Genomic DNA, 18109 nt, shown 5'->3' with positions numbered 1-18109 from the left:
CGAATGCCGCGGCAAGAGGCGGCTATGTTGCGTTGCACACACCCGATCTCCTGCATCCGCCGAACGAAGGACGGCGGCGGGCGCGCAGAAATTTATCAGCGGCCGCGTAACAACGCCCCGTGGCAATCCGTCGAGATCAGATAGCGGCGTCCGTCGCTGACAAACATCCATCTCGAAGGGAAGACCAGTCATGACCATTCGTACCCGCATCGCGCTCGGCGTTTCGGCGGCCGTTCTCTCGCTCGGCCTCGCGCTGTCGCCGGCCGCTTTTGCCCAGGACAAGATGGGCAAGGATGACGGCATGATGAAAAAGGACACGATGTCCAAGGACGGCATGAAGAAGGACACCATGTCCAAGGACGACGGCATGAAGAAGGACACGATGTCGAAGGACGGGATGAAGAAAGACGACGGGATGATGAAGAAGCACTGATCTTCCATCGTCGAGGAGGCGCTTGCGACAGACAGACGCGCGCCAAAAATCCGGGGGCGGTCACGTATGACCGCCCCCCAGAGTGTTGTTTCAGTCCAAATTCAATTGAACGTGACTTGCGAGCGTTAGACTTGCGAACGTTACTTGCGCTTCGCCTTGCGGGCGGCGTAGCGAGCGTCTCGCTTGGCCTTTTGCTCGGCCTCGGCTTCGGCCGCCTTCGCGACGGCTTCTTCGGCTTCGCGGGCGATCCGCGCGGACTCGAGCGCGGCAGCCTCTTCTTGAAGGCGCTTCTGCTCGGCCTTTTCCGTCTCTCGCGCAGCCTTTGCCTCGGCGCGCTTGGCCGCAAGGGCCTCGCGCTCCGCACGCTTCGCCACAACCGCCGGATCATCCGGCCCTGGCTGCGACTTGAATTTGTTCAAAAGGTTCTTGCGTGCTTCCTGTGCCGCCTTTTGTCGGTCGGAGAAGCCTGGTTCCCTAAATCCACTCATCGGCGAACCTTGTCATCCTCGCTTTCGATCCTACATCACTGCCTGTTGGTACGTCGGCTGGGCATAGCGGGCGCCGCGCGACGCAGATGCGTGTACATCGGCGCGCGCCGTGATGCCACCTATAATCGCAGCCGATCAGGTAGACGAAAATCGCCGCCCCCGACGATCTCTCGTAGCCCCGAAAAACTGCCGAATTGTGATGTCCCTCATATGGGGGCACCAGGGCGGTGCCTAGCGTCCCGCCCGGTATGAGACGCGGAGCACGGGTATGACGATCTCAAGACTGAGCGTGAAGGCGCTCGCAATCGCCGTCACGGTGGCAGCCCTGGCCGGTGCCACGCTGCTCCTCGCCCGGCCGCAGCCGATCGAAAGTGCCGTCCTGGGCGCAGATTGGGAATGCACCCAGACCGCGTTCGTGCTCACGACCTGCGCACCGCGGGTCCAGCAGGCGATCCCGGCGGTCGAAACCTCGCGCAAGGAAGCGATCCGGCCCACCCGAGGCTAACCGGGAGAAGCTTGGGCGAGATGTGACGCCACGCCGCAGAGGTGATAAAGCCCGCTCGCCCCCGTGATCGGCCAGCCATGTCCAAGTCCGAAGCAAAGTCCGAAGCAAAGTCCGAACGTAAGCCCGAACCGGGCGCGAAGCCCAAATCCCCTCCAAAACCTCAATCCGGTGACAACCGCCGCGGCGCCATTGCGGGCTTGATCATCGCGATCGTGATCCTCGGCGTCGGCTGGTGGCTCGCGCGCGATCTCACCTCGGCCAGCAAGATGCAGGACTGCCTGATGTCCGGGCGAAGCAACTGCAACGTGATCGAGCCGGCCCGCTAGAAGCACTCCAGCGCGGCCCGCGCGGACGAAAAAAATGTCGTGATCTTAATCATTTGTAACGGGACTTGGGCGACCAAAGCAGGTCAGTCATGTCAGCCGGCATCAGCTCAGCGCGAGCCGAATCGTCTATCGCGCCAGGCATCACGGCCATTGACCGCAATCGAGAGAATAGGGGGCAAGCACGCATGAGTGCGTCCAGTCGCATCAAGATCATCATTCCCTTGGTTTCGGCGATGTCGATGCTCGCCGTCCCGGCGCAGGCTCAGGAGGCCAGGCCGCCGAGAGACGCCGCCCAGCCATCGGCCGGACCGGGCGCCAGTGCTCCGCCTCAGAACATGCGCAAGGGTCCGCCGCCGCAGCAGGTTGCCCGGCCGGCGCCACAGCCCGGCGGCCAGCCTCACGCCGGCGGCCCCGGTCATGCAGGTCCGGGCCTTAGCGGTCCAGCTCCGGCGCCGCGCAATGCCGGCGGCCCGCCCCCCGGACGCAATTACGCCAGGGGTCCCGCACCGGCGCGCGATTGGGGCGGTCACAGCTATCGCGGCCATCTCGCCTGGGATGGCGGACGCTGGCGCCACGAAGTCCACAACGGCCGCTCCGGCTGGTGGTGGGATGTGGGCGGCGCGCGGTATTATTATCCGCAGCGGATGGCCGGCCCGCCGGCCTACATCTCGGAGGATTATTACGATGACGTGCCTGTGGCCTACGCCCCGCCGCCGGTCGCCTACGAACCGCCACCGCCACCCGCCGATCCCGGCGCGAGCGCGCTTGGCGGCGCCATCGTCGGCGGCTTGCTGGGCGGCCTGATCTCGGGCAACGCCTCAGGTGCGGCCGCAGGCGCCGTGATCGGCGGTGCCACCGGCGCGATCGCCGGCGCGACGGCTGCTTCGCGTCCTGGCTACTATCTGGCCCAGGGCAACTGCTACTACCGCTATCCGAGCGGCCAATATGTGCAGGCTGACCCCCGCGCGTGTTACTGAGCACTCCAGGCAAGACCTGATGCGAAGAGGCGGATGAAAAGTCCGCCTCTTTTCATTTGTGGCGTGGCCGCGCGCGTCAGGACACCAGCCAGCTGAAGAACGCGATCGCGGCCCAGACCAGGCCCGCGATCCAGGCCAGCATCACGATACCGATGGTCGCAAGATATGCGATGCCGAGCGGATCGGATCTTTCGCGTCGCGTCGGGACGGCAATTTCGGCTGCGGCTTCTTGTGTCATGACGGGACCACCTCCCATGCCTTCTCGCTCCTGAGAGCGCTGAGGACTGTTTAGCGGAGGCGTCGGGCGCCGGCTGTGACGCACTTCACAGATCGGTGCGCATCAAGGCCAGACAGATGCGTGAACTGGATCGAGTCGCAAATCCCCAAGTGCGGATTAACCCCGCAATCATACGGACGAAATTGCCACGCGCTTGTCCAGATCGTCCGGCTAGAATTGGCTTCATGTGTACTAAGTACGATCCACAGCACGAAGCCGAGGCGGCGATGAAGCGCGCCGTGGCGGCCGAAGGCCCCGACCGGCAACGTCTCATCGAGCTGGCCCTGGCCTGGCATCAACTCGCCCGCGACCGGCGCGAAGAGCGGACGGACTGAGCCCACGTTCTTGCGACAATACCCGTATTCACAGAAAAACCCCGTGCTCGGGGGACAAGCACGGGGTTCTCGAGAGCCGATCGGGGCTGGCAAATCGGCACCACTCGATAGCGAACGCGCCGACCGGAGGTTCGTTCCGCGCCTCCTCAATTCTTTTCGCGCGAGATCATGAAGGCCGGCCGGGGAGGCGCATCTTGCCGATGGAACGTCGGTTCCTCGCCGACGTTGAGCCGCTATGAACGATCCCGAGTTGCGCGCAGAGTCCTTCGAGATTGCCTGGAAATATCTCGACCAATCCGGCCTGCTTACTGGCGAGCGCAGGGACGCGGCCCGGTTCATCCTGAACAGGATCGACCGCATGATGCGGGGTGGCGAACGCCGACGGTTGCTGCTGTCCAACGCCGCGATCGACGCCTACCGCTTGTGGCCCGTACTCGTGACGCTCGACGCCTCACGAGAGTCGCAGAAACGCGACGTTAAGACTTGTTCGGACGACGATTTTCCGATCGCGATTCGTTTCGCGGAACGAAGCGGAGCAGGACCGTGAACAAACAAAAAGCCTCCGGGGAAATTTGCTGACTCAGGCCGCTTCCGACTTCGGCACCGCGTCGGCATTGACCGAAAGCTTGACGATATCGCCTTCGACGGCACCCACATATTTCGTGTCGATGTAATGATGATGGTCCTTGTGACCTTCCGGGCTGTCCTTCCGCGTCAGCTTGATGCGGTTTCCCTCGACGGGGTCGACGGTGCCGACAGGCGCGCCGTCCTTGCCGATGATCTTCATATGCTCTCTGATCTCGCTCATGATGTTCTCCTTGTGAAGTGTCAACGGCGAGGACCGGTCTTCGTTGCAAGGACGAGCGGGTCGACTGTCTGGAGCCAATGCGTTCGCCGAGCGTTGAAAGGCAACCGCAATTGCCAGGACCGTTATCAATATCCGCATGGAGACCTCCGAGGCCTATCTCGAACGAAAGCACAGGGAAATCGGGCTGCTGAACGATTGCCTGAGGAGCCCGCTGCATTTGGCTCGGCCGCAATCGGTCGACGAGGTCGTGGACTCCAAATTTCGGCTCGCCGCCGCGCTGCGCGCGGAGCATGCGCTGCAGGACTGGAAGGCGACGGAGACCGCCTGGTCGCACGCGGCGTCTCCCACCAGCGGTCCGTTCGTGTTCAGCTACGATTATCAGCGCGCGGACCTCAAGGTCCGCGGTCCCTCGTTCTATGAACTCGAGCGCGGCTGCCGGAGCGAGGCGATCTATACCGCATCCGGCATGGCCGCGATCTCCGCGCTGCTGCTCGCGTCCGCACGAATCACCGGCAAGGCGGACATCGTGGTGCTGCCGGGCACATACGGCGAGACACTGGAGCTGATCGAGAGCCTCGTCCCCCATTTGCGACTTGTCACCGCCAGACTGCCGCTGGCCGAAGCGTTCGCTGCGGCAGCCTCGCCACGGCTTCTCCTGCTGGATTCATGCGCTCCTGCCGGGGCGTTCGAAGCGGCTTTGCGTTGCGACGGTTCGGGGCTCGATCTGTTGATTTTCGACACCACATGTTTCGCCGGCAGATCGGGGCGCATCCGGCGCGTCCTGAGATGGGCCGCGCGATGGGACATTCCCGTAGTGTTGGTGCGAAGCCACAACAAGCTGGATTCGCTCGGGGTGGAATACGGCCGGCTCGGCTCTGCCGTGTTCGTGCATTGGAGCCGGAAGGACCTCAAGGCAGGCCAGCTGCTGTCCGAAAGCCTGGCGGCGGAAACCCGCAACGCCGTCCGGCTTCTCGGTGGCGCGGCGTTGCCGGCGCACTTCCCGCCATTCGTGGGCTCAGCGGGCTATTGGGCCCTGACGAAAAGGCGCGTCGCGGCGATCCTGCGCAACGGTCGCCACACGGCGCGATATTTCGCCTCCGAGCTCGCTTCGCTCTCGGCCGAGCTGCATTTCACCCACGGCCTCTATGTCACGCTTCGCGGCAGGCGCGCCCTCGACGAGGCGACCGCGCGGCAGGCCGCCGACGACATGAGCCGCGACCTCAGCGCCAAAGGCTTCCCCATTCGCCACGCCGGCAGTTTTGGTTTCGATTTCGCGGCGACCGAGTGGTTTCACGACGCGACCAAGGATCGGTACAGCGTCCGGGTCGCCGTGCCGGATTTGCCCACGGCGTTGTGGAAGGATCTCGCGGCGGCGATTGCCGGGTGGTGGGCGCGACATCAGGGCGAGACTGAAGGGTGAGTACGGTGCAAGGCCATGACAGAGCGATCGAACGCGTTTCCTTACAGGGAATGCACGTGGCATGTTTCAGACGAACAGTCCCAGCAATGGCTTGCGGTGCTTGAAAAGACGGGTGCAACCAACGTCCGAGCGCGGCTAGCCCAGACCGACGCGGCATCTGCAGGAGCGATTGCGATCGGAACCGCGCCCGTCATGACGATCGGGTTCGCCCAGGAATGGCTGAACTGGAAAGATAATCAAAAATCCGAGGCGGATATCGAACGGCACGAGCGGCAGATCTGGTGGACCCGGACCGCGGCAATCGCCGCATCGGTCGCCGCCTTGAGCGCACTGTTCGGCTGGATTTGGACGATCTTCATCCGGGGGAATAATGGCCTGTAACAAACATGATTGTTATGTTGCGCATACATCCGCGAAACGAAAGCGGCGACAAACTGCGCTGTTTCAATCGATCGCCAGGCATTCTTCCACGGCCGGCTTCTGGTGGCCGCGACGCGTCCATGCCTGAACGGCGAAGGCGAGTTGATGCTGGCTAGCCGCCGCGTCCGCGATGGAAGCCCGCGCCGTCGCGATGGGCTTCGTGATGGCGCCGGAGTTCACGACTCCCGCGTCAACTGCCAGGAACGATATTGCCACGATCGCGACCGCAGATGCGATAGCCATTCTCGTCAAGTCGGATAGTGGCATCGAAGTCCTTATCGGGCGCACGTCGCTCGGCGGATAGATAGGGCTCGTTTGCCTGGATCAAAGCCCGGAGCGAGGCGACCCACGCGTTCGTGAAGGACGGTGGATTCTGCAGGCGCGCATCGTAGACCGGGCTCACGATGAACGCTCGAGACTGAAATGGCGATCCCGGCAGGAATCGAACCTGCAACCCTCAGAGTAGAAATCTGATGCTCTATCCAGTTGAGCTACGGGACCGGCTTGAGCCGCCCTGGTTGGGGGCCGGCTGTTCATCTACCATGCCATTATGAAAAATATCGTCTTTCGCCAAGCCTGAACCGAACCGTTTTCCTCGAAGCCGCGACAAAGCGGAACGGTGGGGTGTCAGGGTGCCGGGTTGAGCGGCAGCGGACTGGACGATGGATCACATCGCCGGGAACGCTGGCCAGCTTCCGGGACACGGCCGCCGGACGACTGGTGGGGTATTGCTGCGCCATCAGGACGGCGTGCGCGGCGGTAGCTTGATCGGTCTCCTCTGGGCGTGCCTTGTCATGGCGAATGCGACGGTTTGCAGCTTTGGTTCCATCGCCTTGAGTCCGTCACCTTTCCGCGCATTTCATGCGACAAGCGGCGTTCGTCCGCGATTTCCGGGAGTCCATCCATGATCGGTCTTGTTCGCGCCGTCACACTCTGCGCCACGCTGGCGTTCGGCCTTAGCGTAGCGCAGGCCGCCGACAAAGCCTTCAAGCGGGACGACCTCGCCGATTCCGCGATCAAGCTGGAGGCGCAGATCAAGGGCGAGGCGGGGCCGGTCGCCAAGGCTGCCGCGAGCTTGCGCACCGACGCCGATGCTGCCTTCCGGCGCAACGACTACCGCACCGGCCTGTCGGTGCTCGGCCAGATCGCGGCGACCACGCCGGAGGACGCCGGCAACTGGCTGCGCCTGGCGAAAGTCATCTTCCAGATATCGCCGAAGAGCTCGAGCGAGCAGACGTTCCTGCTGGAGCGCGCCTCGACTGCCGCCTACATCGCTTACCAGCGCGCCGGTAATGCGGGCGAGGAGGCCGATGCGCTCGCGGTGCTCGGCAAGTCGCTATCCGAACGCAAGCTGTGGCGGCCGGCGCTGGATGCGCTGCGGCTGTCGCTCGACATGCGGGAGGTCGCCGACGTCCGCGGCCAATATGAGAAGATGCGCGACGAGCACGGTTTCCGGCTGCTCGACTACACTGTGGACTCGGACTCCGCCAGCCCGCGCGCCTGCTTCCAGTTCTCGGAGGAGCTGGCAAAACGCACCGATTTCGCGCCGTACCTCGCGTTGGCGGGCCAGGACAAGCCTGCCCTGTTGGCCGAGGGCAAGCAGCTCTGCGTCGACGGGCTGAAGCACGGCGAGCGCTACAACATCAATTTGCGCGCCGGCCTGCCGTCCACCGTGAAGGAAGGCCTGCCGAAGTCGGCCGAGTTCAACGTCTATGTGCGCGACCGCAAGCCCTTCGTGCGCTTCACCAGTCGCGCCTATGTGCTGCCGAGGACCGGCCAGCGCGGCATTCCCGTCGTCAGCGTCAACACGCCAGCCGTCAACATCAACGTATTCCGGATCGGCGACCGCAATTTGATCAACTCGGTGGTCGATAGCGATTTCCAGAAGACGCTGTCGAAATACCAGCTCAGCGATCTCGGCGGCGAGCGCGGCGTGAAAGTCTGGACCGGCGAGCTCGCGACCGCGATGACGCTGAACCAGGACGTCACTACCGCATTCCCGGTCGATCAGGCGCTCGGCGAGCTCCAGCCCGGCGTCTATGTCATGACGGCCGCGGCGAAGGGCCCGGGCTCGGACGACGACTACCAGCTCGCCACGCAATGGTTCATCGTCTCCGATCTCGGCGTCACGGCCTATTCCGGCAATGACGGCATCCATGTCTTCGTGAATTCGCTGGCCTCGACCGATCCGGTCGGCAAAGCCGAGGTGCGGCTGGTCGCGCGCAACAACGAGATCTTGGCCACCCGCAAGACCGATGAGAGCGGCCATTTGCTGTTCGAGGCGGGGCTTGCGCGCGGCGAGGGCGGCCTGTCGCCGGCGATGCTCACCGTGACCGGCGAGAAGGCCGACTATGCCTTCCTCAGCCTCAAATCTTCGGCCTTCGACCTGTCCGACCGTGGCGTTGCGGGTCGCGTGGTGCCTGCGGGCGCCGATGCCTTCGTCTATGCCGAGCGCGGCGTCTACCGCTCCAGCGAGACCGTCTATCTCACCGCCCTGTTGCGCGACGGGCAGGGCAATGCCGTCACCGGCGGGCCGATGACTCTGGTGATCGAGCGTCCCGACGGCGTCGAATACCGCCGCGCCGTGCTGTCCGACCAGGGCGCCGGCGGGCGCACCTTGTCCGTGCCGCTCAACCCGGCCGTCCCAACCGGGACCTGGCGGGTGCGCGCCTTCACCGATCCGAAGGGGTCTTCGGTCGGCGAGACCACTTTCATGGTTGAGGACTACGTCCCTGACCGGATCGAATTCGACTTATCTGCCAAGGACAAGCTGATCAAAGCTAACGCTCCAGTGGAGCTTAAGGCGGACGGTCATTTCCTCTATGGAGCGCCGGCCTCGGGTCTGGCGCTCGAAGGCGACATGCTGGTCGCGCCCGCGTCCGAGCGGCCGGGCTTCGCCGGTTACCAGTTCGGCGTCGCCGACGAGGAGACCTCCTCGAACGAGCGCACGCCGCTGGAGAACCTGCCGGAAGCTGACGCCAACGGCGTTGCGACCTTCCCGGTCACGCTCGACAAGCAGCCGGCCTCGACGCGGCCGCAGGAGGCGCAGATCTTCGTCCGCATGGTCGAGACCGGCGGCCGCGCCGTCGAACGCAAGATCGTGCTGCCGGTCGCGCCTGCTGCCGCCATGATCGGCATCAAGCCGCTCTTCGGCGACAAGAACGTCGCCGAGGGCGACAAGGCCGAGTTCGATGTCGTGTTCGTCTCGCCTGAGGGTGAGAGGCTTCGCCGCGACGGCCTGCGCTACGAGCTCCTGAAGATGGAGTCGCGCTACCAATGGTATCGCCAGAGCAATTACTGGGAGTACGAGCCGGTCAAATCGACCTCGCGCGTCTCTGACGGCGACGTGACCGTCGCCGCGGACAAGCCGTCGCGAATTTCGCTGACCCCAAAGCCCGGCCGCTACCGGTTGGACGTGAAGTCGAACGACGCCGACGGCCCCGTGACCTCGGTGCAGTTCGACGTCGGCTGGTATTCCGACGGCAGCGCCGACACGCCGGACCTCCTGGAGACCTCGATCGACAAGCCGCAATACGCCTCGGGCGACACGATGACCGTGTCGGTCAACGTCCGCAGCGCCGGCAAGCTGACCGTCAACGTGCTCGGCGATCGCCTGCTGACGACGCAGACCATCGACGTCAAGGAAGGCACCGCGCAGGTGAAGCTCCCGGTCGGCAAGGACTGGGGCACCGGCGCCTATGTGGTCGCGACGCTGCGCCGGCCGCTCGATGCGGCCGCGCAACGCATGCCGGGCCGTGCGATCGGACTGAAATGGTTCGGCATCGACAAGCAGACCCGCACATTGCAGGTGAAGCTGACGCCGCCGGCACTGATCCGGCCGAATGCAATGTTGAAGATCCCGGTCAAGCTTGACGGGCTCAATCCGGGCGAAGACGCCAAGATCGTGATCGCTGCGGTCGATGTCGGCATCCTCAACCTCACCAATTACAAGCCACCGGCACCGGACGACTACTATCTCGGCCAGCGCCGCCTGAGCGCGGAGATCCGCGACCTCTATGGGCAACTCATCGACGGCATGTCGGGCACGCGCGGGCAGATCAAGTCCGGGGGCGACGCCGGTGCCGCCGAGCTCCAGGGCTCGCCGCCCGCGCAAAAGCCGCTCGCGCTCTATTCGGGCATCGTCACCGTCGCTGCCGACGGCACGGCGGAAGTGAGCTTCGATATTCCGGAGTTCGCCGGCACCGCGCGCGTGATGGCGGTGGCGTGGACCGCGACCAAGCTCGGTCGCGCCAACACGGACGTAGTGATCCGCGATCCCGTGGTGCTGACCACGACCCTGCCGCGTTTCCTGCTCAACGGCGACCACGGCACGGCCAATCTCGAGATCGACAATGTCGAAGGGCTGGCCGGCGATTACGTCATCAACGTGAAGACCGGCGGCCCGGTAAAGATGACCGGCAATCCCGCAACCACGGTCAAGCTCGCCGCCAAGCAGCGCAACTCCTTCTCGCTCGCCATCGACGCGACGGCGGCGGGGCAGGCGACGCTCGACGTCGACATCAGGGGGCCGAATGGCCTGGCGCTGGCGCGCCACTATGCGCTCGACGTCAAGGCGGCGACGCAAGTCCTGGCGCGGCGCTCGATCCGGACGCTCGCGAAGGGTGAGAGCCTGACGTTGACCTCGGATATGTTCGCCGATCTCGTGCCGGGTACCGGCAGCGTCTCGGTCTCGGCCAGCCTGTCGACTGCGCTCGATGCGGCGACGATCCTTAAAGCGCTCGACCGCTATCCCTATGGCTGTTCGGAGCAGATCACCAGCCGCGCGATGCCGTTGCTCTATGTCAACGATCTCGCGGCCGGCGCGCATCTGGCCATGGACACTGAAGTCGACCAGCGCATCCGCGACGCCATCGAGCGGCTCCTGGCGCGCCAGGGCTCGAACGGCTCGTTCGGCCTGTGGTCGGCAGGCGGTGACGACGCCTGGCTCGACGCGTACGTGACGGACTTCCTGACCCGCGCCCGCGAAAAGGGCTTTGTGGTCCCGGATGTGCTGTTCAAGACCGCGCTGGATCGTATCCGCAACTCGGTCGTCAACGGCAACGAGCCGGAGAAGGACGGCGGCCGCGATCTCGCCTACGGCCTCTATGTGCTGGCGCGCAATGGCGCGGCGCCGATCGGTGACCTCCGCTATCTCGCCGACACCAAGCTGAGCAACCTCGCAACTCCCATTGCGAAATCGCAGCTCGCCGCGGCGCTCGCGTTGGTCGGTGACCGCAATCGCGCGGAGCGGGTCTATGGCGCCGCGCTCGACAGTCTCGCGCCAAAACCTGTTCTGGAGTTCGGACGCACCGACTACGGCTCGCAGCTCCGCGATGCCGCAGCGCTGGTGTCGCTTGCCAGTGAAGGCAATGCGCCGAAGGCAACGCTGACGCAGGCGGTGTCGCGGGTCGAGACCGCGCGCGGGCTGACGCCCTACACCTCCACGCAGGAGAATGCGTGGCTGGTGCTGGCGGCACGCGCGCTCGCCAAGGAGAACCTGTCGATGGAGGTGGACGGCCAGCCGGTCAAGACCGCGCTCTACCGCAGCTACAAGGCCGCGACACTGGAGGGCAAGCCGCTGAAGATCACCAACACCGGCGATGCGCCGGTGCAGGCGGTGGTCTCGGTGTCGGGTTCGCCGGTGACGCCGGAGCCTGCGGCATCGAACGGCTTCAAGATCGAGCGCAGTTTCTTCACGCTCGACGGCAAGCCTGCCGACATCAGCAAGGTCAAGCAGAACGACCGCTTCGCCGTGGTGCTGAAGATCACCGAGGCCAAGCCCGAGTACGGCCACATCATGGTGTCCGACTATCTGCCGGCCGGTCTGGAGATCGACAATCCAAAACTGGTATCGTCGGGCGACAGCGGCACGCTGGGCTGGATCGAGGATGGCGAAGAGCCCGAGGATACCGAGTTCCGCGACGACCGCTTCACGGCGGCCGTCGACCGCGCCTCGGATTCCAAGGCGGTCTTCACGGTGGCCTATGTCGTGCGTGTCGTCTCGCCCGGCAAATACGTGCTGCCGCAGGCCTATGTCGAGGACATGTACAATCCCTCGCGCTACGGCCGCACCGGGACCGGCACGGTCGAGGTGCGGGCGGCCAAGTGAGTGAGATGAAAGCCGAGCCACATACTCAGTCGTCATGCCCGGGCAAAAGCGCGAAGCGCGTCTTCGCGCAGATGTCCCGGGCATCCACGAACTGTGGTGCCGTCGGCAAGAACGTGGATGGCCGGGACAAGCCCGGCCATGACGGAGCAAAGGACAGGGGCCTGAATGTCCTCTCCGCGCTAGCTCTCGCCCTCATCCTCACCATCGTCGGCTTCGTCGCGTGGGTTTACTCCCTCGGTCCGCTGCCTTTCGACGAAGCCCGCCAGGTTTCCACCACCATCGTCGATCGCAACGGCAAGCTGCTGCGTGCCTATGCGATGGCGGACGGGCGCTGGCGGCTGCCGGTCGAGACAAAAACGAACGTCGATCCGACCTATCTGAAGCTGCTGCTCGCCTATGAGGACCAGCGCTTTTACGCACATGACGGCATCGACCCGCTGGCACTGGGGCGCGCTGCGTTTCAGCTTGGGACGCGCGGCCACATCGTCTCGGGCGGCTCGACCATCTCGATGCAGCTCGCGCGGCTGATGGAGCCGCGGCGGCAGCGCTCGCTCTATGCAAAGCTGCGGCAGATGGTGCGAGCGATCGAGATCGAGCGCAGCTTGAGCAAGGAGCAGATCCTCGACCTCTATCTGGCGCTCGCGCCCTACGGCGGCAACCTCGAAGGCATTCGGGCCGCTTCGATCGCCTATCTCGGCAAGGAGCCGAAGCGATTGTTGCTGGCTGAAGCGGCGTTGCTGGTCGCGCTGCCGCAATCGCCGGAGACCCGCAGGCTCGATCGCCATCCCGATGCAGCGCGCAAAGCGCGTGACCGCGTGCTCGACCGCATGGTCGAGGAGCATCAGATCAGCCTCGACGATGCCAAGCAGGCCAAAGCCGTTCCCGTGCCGAAACTGCGCAAGCCGATGCCGATCTTGGCGCCGCACGCCTCCGATGCGGCGCTCGCGACGGTCAAGGACGCGCTCGTCATCAGGCTGACGCTCGATGCCAACCTGCAAAAGGTGCTGGAGCCGCTGGCGCGAGATCGCGCCATTTCGTTGGGGCCGAACATCTCGGTCGGCATCATCGTCGTCGACAATGAGAGCGGCGACGTGCTCGCACGCGTCGGCTCGGCGGATTATTTTGACGAGCGCCGGGCAGGGCAGGTCGACATGACCCGCGCGGTCCGCTCGCCGGGCTCGACGCTGAAACCGTTCATCTATGGGCTCGCTTTCGAGGATGGCTTCGTTCACCCCGACAGTTTGATCGACGACCGTCCAGTCCGCTTCGGCTCCTACGCGCCGGAAAATTTCGACATGACGTTCCAGGGCACCGTGCCGGTGAAGAAGGCGCTGCAGCTGTCGCTGAACGTGCCCGCGATCGTGCTGCTCGACCGCGTCGGCGCGAGCCGGCTTGCCTCGAGGCTGCGCCAGGCCGGTGGCAATCTGGTTCTGCCCAAAGACGAGGCGCCGGGACTTGCCATGGGCCTTGGCGGCGTCGGCGTGACGCTGCAGGACCTCGCCCAGCTCTATGCTGGCTTCGCCCGGCTCGGCACCACCAGGCCACTGCGCGAGATCATGAGCGACCGGGACGACCGCGAGCCGCTGCGGCTGCTCGATCAGGTCGCGGCCTGGCAAGTGGGTAATGTGCTGCTCGGCACCCCGCCGCCGGAGAACGCGGCTCACAACCGCATCGCTTTCAAGACCGGCACCTCCTATGGCTACCGCGACGCATGGTCGATGGGCTTCGACGGGCGCATGACCATCGGCGTCTGGGTCGGTCGGCCCGACGGTGCGCCGGTTCCGGGCCTGATTGGGCGCGTCGCCGCCGCGCCCATTCTGTTCGACGCCTTCGCCCGGACCGGAAAGACGCTCCTCCCGTTGCCTAAGCCGCCGAAAGGAACTCTCGTTGCCAGTAACGCCAAGCTGCCGTTGCCGCTGAGGCGGTTCCGCCCGGTCGGAGACCTAGTGCGAACCGGGGGCGAACAGGCCCTGCACATCCAGTTTCCGCTGAACGGCTCGCGGATCGATGTCGATCGCTCAGGTGGCGAAGGTGGCGCAGCCATGCCGGTCAAGGTCGCCGGCGGCGTTCTGCCCATGACCGTCATGGTTAACGGAACGGCGCAGGGCGAGATCGACGGACGGCGCCAGCGGCTGATCGATCCGCCCGGTCCGGGCTTTGCGCGGCTGACGGTCATCGATGCCACGGGCGCCGCGGACACAGTTGTCATTCGAATTCAGTGATCCTGCCGCAAGCGGTTGTGGCGATGGCGGTTTCAGCGTAAGCGGAACCGATGGCCGAGACCTACCCAGCACCCCGTTTTGGAGCTCCTCGCGAGCCGAAATCCCCGGTGAATCCGGGCAGCCGGCTCGTGTCCATGTTCGACATCGCCACGGCCAGCCACGTCCGCGCGGTCGCCTTCCTGCTGCTGTGCGCGCTGCTGTTATTCCTGCCGGGCTTCTTCACAATTCCGCCGGTTGACCGCGACGAGGCCCGCTTTGCGCAGGCCACCAAGCAGATGGTCGAGAGTGGCGATTATGTCGATATCCGCTTCCAGGAGGACGTCCGCTACAAGAAGCCGGTCGGCATCTATTGGCTGCAATCGGCCGCGGTCGAGACGGCATCGGCGCTCGGTCTGCCGCGGGCCGAATTGCGGATCTGGGTTTACCGGCTGCCCTCGCTGATCGGCGCCATCGGTGCCGTGCTCATGACCTATTGGGCGGCGCTCGGCTTCGTCACGCGGCGCGCCGCGGTGCTTGCGGCACTTCTGATGTGTGCCTCCGTACTGCTCGGGGTCGAGGCGCGGCTCGCCAAGACCGACGCGATGCTGCTGTTCTGCGTGACCGCTGCGATGGGCGCGATGGCGCGGGCGTATCTGTCGTGGCAGCGCGCCGAGGACGAGACCCATCCGCCCTGGAGTTGGCCTGCGATCTTCTGGACGGCGCTCGCTGTCGGCATCCTGATCAAGGGCCCGCTGATCCTGATGTTCGCAGGTCTGACCATCGTCGCGCTCGCGATCCAGGACCGCGATGCCTCCTGGCTGTGGAAGCTGCGCCCGCTCTGGGGCCTGATGTGGATGCTGGTGCTGGTGCTGCCCTGGTTCGTCGCGATCTTCTGGCGCGCGGGCGATGCCTTCTTCGCCGATTCCGTCGGCGGCGACATGCTGAGCAAGTTGGGCGCGCAGGAATCCCACGGCGCGCCGCCCGGATTGTACCTGGCCCTGTTCTGGATCACGTTCTGGCCCGGCGCGCCGCTCGCGGCGATGGCGGCGCCCGCGGTCTGGCGCGCGCGGCGCGAGCCCGGCGCGCAGTTCCTGCTGGCCTGGCTGGTCCCGTCCTGGATCGTATTCGAGGTGGTGCTGACCAAGCTGCCGCACTACGTGCTGCCGCTGTACCCCGCGATCGCGATCCTCACCGCGGGCGCGCTCGAGCGGCGCGTGCTGTCGTGGTCCTGGTTGATGCGCGGCTCGGCCTGGTGGTTCGCGATCCCCGTTGGCGGCTCGATCATCGCGGTCGTCGGCGCGGTGATGCTGACGCGGCAGCCTGCTTTCGTCGCCTGGCCGTTCATCGCGGCCTCGCTGATCTTCGGCCTGTTCGCCTGGTGGCTTCACGACAACAACCACGCCGAGCGCTCGCTGCTCAACGCGCTGGTCGCAGCCCTGATGCTCGCGGTGACGGTCTACGGCATCGTGCTGCCGTCGCTGACGCCGTTGTTTCCGAGCATCGAGATCGCACGCGCGCTTCGCAACGTCACCTGCGTCGGGCCGAAGGCGGCCGCGGCCGGCTATCACGAGCCGAGCCTCGTCTTCCTGACGGGTACACAGACGTTGCTCACCGACGGTTCGGGCGCGGCGGATTTCCTGCGGCAGGGGAGCTGCCGTTTCGCGCTGATCGAGCAGCGCTCAGAGCGCGGCTTCGTGCAGCGCGCCGAGGCGATCGGACTGCGCTACAAGGTTGGCACGCGCATCGAGGGCTACAATTTCTCGCAAGGGCGCGCGATCTCGATCTCGATCTTCCGCTCGGAAGGTACCGAGTAGGATGTCGGCACCAACCGACATCGCGCCGCGCGCGAGCTATCCCGCGCAATTGCTCACGCTGTCGGGGCGCGCCCTGGCGCAGCTCGTGCGCTCGCCCTCGCATTCGCGCCGCGCCGAGGCCGCGCGAAAGCTGGCGCGGCATTCGCTGTGGCTCAGTGCGGCGGGTGCAGCCTTGGTCATCGCGCTGATGGTCGCGTTCGACCTGACCGAGATTCAGCTGATGCCGGCGCGTGGCACACCGGGCCTGTGGCCGATCCGCATCCTCACCGATTTCGGCAAGGACGAGTATGTGCTCTCGGTGCTCGGGGGCGTGCTGGTGGTGCTGGTGCTCGTTGCGGCGGGATTGCACGGCACAAGCCGCGCGTTGCTGCTCGGCCTCGGCACGCGGCTGCAGTTCATGTTTCTGTCTGTTGCCGTGCCCATATTCGTCGCTGAGATCCTGAAATATCTCATCGGTCGAGGACGTCCGTTCGTCGGCGGCAAGGCCAATCCGTTCAACTTCATCCCGTTCGAGGGGACGGGGGCCTATGCCAGCCTGCCGTCGGGTCATGCGGTGACGGCGTTCGCGCTCGCGTTTGCGGTCTCTGCGTTGTGGCCGCGCCTGCGCGTGTTCATGTTCACTTACGCGATCGTGATCCTGCTGACGCGACTGGTGCTGCTCGCGCATCACCCGAGTGACGTCGTGGCCGGCGCCCTGGTCGGCATGGTGGGAGCCTTGGCGGTGCGCTACTGGTTCGCGGCCCGTAGGCTCGGCTTTGCCATCCGTGCCGACGGCACCATTGTGCCTCTTGCGGGGGCGGTCTCGGCCCGCCTCAAAAGGGTTGCCCACGGGGCATCCGCCCCATAAAAGCGGCTGCCTGCCGGGACCCTCGGTTCCCGAGCCAAGCCAATTCCAACCACGAGCTTTCGATTTGTCGTCGCCCCAGCCTTCGGTTTTCCAGCCCTCGGTTTCCATCGTCGTTCCCGTGCGCAACGAAGCCGACAACATCGTGCCGCTGATCGAGGAGATCGGCGCGGCGCTCGACGGCCGCTGGGCCTATGAGATCATCTACGTCAATGACGGTTCGACGGACGCGACCGGCGAACGGCTCGGCGCGGTCATGAAGCAGCGGGACAATCTGCGCCAGTTGCGCCATGCCAAATCAGGCGGCCAATCCGCGGCCGTGCGCAGCGGCGTCCGTGCGGCACGCGGCGCGATCGTGGCGACGCTCGACGGCGACGGCCAGAACAATCCGGCTTTCCTGCCGGACCTGATCGCGGCGATCGAGAACGGAAGCAAGGTCGGACTTGCCGCCGGACAACGCGTCGGCCGCAAGGATACCGGCTTCAAGAAGTTCCAGTCGCGCGTCGCCAACGGCGTCCGCAACGCGATCCTGAAGGACGGTACGCGCGACACTGGCTGCGGGTTGAAGGCGTTCCGGCGCGAGGTGTTCCTGATGATGCCCTATTTCGACGGGCTGCATCGCTTCCTGCCGGCGCTGGTGCGCCGCGAGGGTTTTGAAATCGCCTATGTCGACGTGATCGACCGGCCGCGACATTCCGGCGTGTCCAATTACGGTTTCTTCGACCGGCTGTGGATCGGCATCATGGATCTCGTGGGCGTGTGGTGGCTGATCCGCCGCAAGAAGCCGACGCCGGATGTGACTGAGGTGAAGGCATGATCATCCAATACGGTCAGGCGCTGAGCAACTATTTCTACGACGTTTTCGTCGCCAAGTTCGATTTTTGGCTAGCGTTCGGCCTCGTCGCGCAGCTGTTCTTCACAGCGCGCTTTTTGGTGCAGTGGATCGCGAGCGAGCGCGCCGGCAATAGCGTGGTGCCGATGGCGTTCTGGTTCTGCTCCATGGGCGGCGGGCTGATGACGCTGGTCTATGGGGTCGTCAAGCGTGAGCCCGTCATCATCCTCGGTCAGTCGCTGGCGACCATCATCTATATCCGCAACATCATGCTGATCGTGAAGAACCGCGGCCGCGCCTCGAAGACGCTGGAGCGCTGA

17 protein-coding genes and 1 tRNA gene are annotated in these 18109 nt (G+C 65.1%); 14 read left to right on the top strand and 4 right to left on the bottom strand.

Annotated elements, in window-relative coordinates:
- The first annotated feature begins 190 nt into the window (after positions 1-190).
- Positions 191-433: a pentapeptide MXKDX repeat protein gene (locus AC0L27_RS03600; protein WP_007591301.1), complete on the top strand. Its 243-nt coding sequence runs from the start codon at positions 191-193 to the stop codon at positions 431-433.
- A 140-nt stretch (positions 434-573) separates the two neighbouring features.
- Here the strand turns inward: AC0L27_RS03600 and AC0L27_RS03595 are convergent, their stop codons facing one another.
- Positions 574-921: a DUF6481 family protein gene (locus tag AC0L27_RS03595; RefSeq protein WP_275172633.1), complete on the bottom strand. Its 348-nt coding sequence runs from the start codon at positions 919-921 to the stop codon at positions 574-576.
- A gap of 268 nt (positions 922-1189) precedes the next feature.
- On the opposite strand from AC0L27_RS03595, the gene AC0L27_RS03590 reads away from it, so the two are divergent.
- From AC0L27_RS03590 to AC0L27_RS03580, 3 genes are all read left to right on the top strand, one after another.
- Positions 1190-1426, top strand: coding sequence for a hypothetical protein (locus AC0L27_RS03590; protein WP_275172632.1), 237 nt, complete (start codon positions 1190-1192; stop codon positions 1424-1426).
- 77 nt (positions 1427-1503) lie between these two features.
- On the top strand, positions 1504-1752 hold the full coding sequence (locus AC0L27_RS03585) for a hypothetical protein (RefSeq protein ID WP_354203523.1): 249 nt from the start codon (positions 1504-1506) through the stop codon (positions 1750-1752).
- 185 nt (positions 1753-1937) lie between these two features.
- Complete coding sequence (locus tag AC0L27_RS03580) at positions 1938-2729, top strand: hypothetical protein (RefSeq protein ID WP_473317959.1); 792 nt, start codon at positions 1938-1940, stop codon at positions 2727-2729.
- A 76-nt stretch (positions 2730-2805) separates the two neighbouring features.
- Here AC0L27_RS03580 and AC0L27_RS03575 read toward each other — a convergent pair whose 3' ends face one another.
- Entirely contained in the window at positions 2806-2967 is a 162-nt protein-coding gene (locus tag AC0L27_RS03575; RefSeq protein ID WP_007610185.1) for a hypothetical protein, read from the bottom strand.
- A 609-nt stretch (positions 2968-3576) separates the two neighbouring features.
- On the opposite strand from AC0L27_RS03575, the gene AC0L27_RS03570 reads away from it, so the two are divergent.
- Positions 3577-3888 (top strand): hypothetical protein, encoded by a 312-nt coding sequence (locus AC0L27_RS03570; protein WP_473317958.1) that lies wholly within the window; start codon positions 3577-3579, stop codon positions 3886-3888.
- Positions 3889-3921: 33 nt separating this feature from the next.
- Here AC0L27_RS03570 and AC0L27_RS03565 read toward each other — a convergent pair whose 3' ends face one another.
- Positions 3922-4149 (bottom strand): DUF2171 domain-containing protein, encoded by a 228-nt coding sequence (locus AC0L27_RS03565; protein WP_354203518.1) that lies wholly within the window; start codon positions 4147-4149, stop codon positions 3922-3924.
- Between the two features lie 136 nt (positions 4150-4285).
- On the opposite strand from AC0L27_RS03565, the gene AC0L27_RS03560 reads away from it, so the two are divergent.
- The 3 genes from AC0L27_RS03560 to AC0L27_RS03550 all read left to right on the top strand — a co-directional run bounded on the left by AC0L27_RS03560 (position 4286) and on the right by AC0L27_RS03550 (position 6293).
- Positions 4286-5569 (top strand): hypothetical protein, encoded by a 1284-nt coding sequence (locus tag AC0L27_RS03560; RefSeq protein WP_354203516.1) that lies wholly within the window; start codon positions 4286-4288, stop codon positions 5567-5569.
- Positions 5570-5584: 15 nt separating this feature from the next.
- Complete coding sequence (locus AC0L27_RS03555) at positions 5585-5950, top strand: hypothetical protein (protein ID WP_354203514.1); 366 nt, start codon at positions 5585-5587, stop codon at positions 5948-5950.
- A 169-nt stretch (positions 5951-6119) separates the two neighbouring features.
- Positions 6120-6293, top strand: a complete 174-nt coding sequence (locus AC0L27_RS03550) for a hypothetical protein (RefSeq protein WP_354203512.1) — start codon at positions 6120-6122, stop codon at positions 6291-6293.
- A gap of 120 nt (positions 6294-6413) precedes the next feature.
- On the opposite strand, the gene AC0L27_RS03545 is transcribed toward AC0L27_RS03550, so the two are convergent.
- Positions 6414-6490, bottom strand: a tRNA-Arg gene (locus AC0L27_RS03545).
- 403 nt (positions 6491-6893) lie between these two features.
- Here AC0L27_RS03545 and AC0L27_RS03540 point away from each other — a divergent pair.
- From AC0L27_RS03540 to AC0L27_RS03515, 6 genes are all read left to right on the top strand, one after another.
- Complete coding sequence (locus AC0L27_RS03540; protein ID WP_354210352.1) at positions 6894-12098, top strand: alpha-2-macroglobulin family protein; 5205 nt, start codon at positions 6894-6896, stop codon at positions 12096-12098.
- 71 nt (positions 12099-12169) lie between these two features.
- Positions 12170-14320, top strand: coding sequence for a penicillin-binding protein 1C (pbpC, locus tag AC0L27_RS03535; protein WP_354210351.1), 2151 nt, complete (start codon positions 12170-12172; stop codon positions 14318-14320).
- Between the two features lie 50 nt (positions 14321-14370).
- Positions 14371-16113 carry an ArnT family glycosyltransferase gene (locus AC0L27_RS03530; protein WP_354054490.1) on the top strand — a complete coding sequence of 581 codons (1743 nt, stop codon included), beginning with the start codon at positions 14371-14373 and terminating at the stop codon, positions 16111-16113.
- 1 nt (position 16114) lies between these two features.
- Positions 16115-16960, top strand: a complete 846-nt coding sequence (locus AC0L27_RS03525; RefSeq protein WP_354258373.1) for a phosphatase PAP2 family protein — start codon at positions 16115-16117, stop codon at positions 16958-16960.
- A gap of 64 nt (positions 16961-17024) precedes the next feature.
- Positions 17025-17774: a glycosyltransferase family 2 protein gene (locus AC0L27_RS03520; RefSeq protein WP_354258370.1), complete on the top strand. Its 750-nt coding sequence runs from the start codon at positions 17025-17027 to the stop codon at positions 17772-17774.
- Positions 17771-18109, top strand: coding sequence for a lipid-A-disaccharide synthase N-terminal domain-containing protein (locus AC0L27_RS03515; protein ID WP_275172619.1), 339 nt, complete (start codon positions 17771-17773; stop codon positions 18107-18109). The genes AC0L27_RS03520 and AC0L27_RS03515 overlap by 4 nt, the downstream gene beginning before the upstream one ends.

The organism is Bradyrhizobium sp. Ken51, assembly GCF_055807435.1.
The sequence above is the reverse complement of the archived record's forward strand: the minus strand, read 5'-3'. Positions and strand labels throughout refer to the sequence as shown.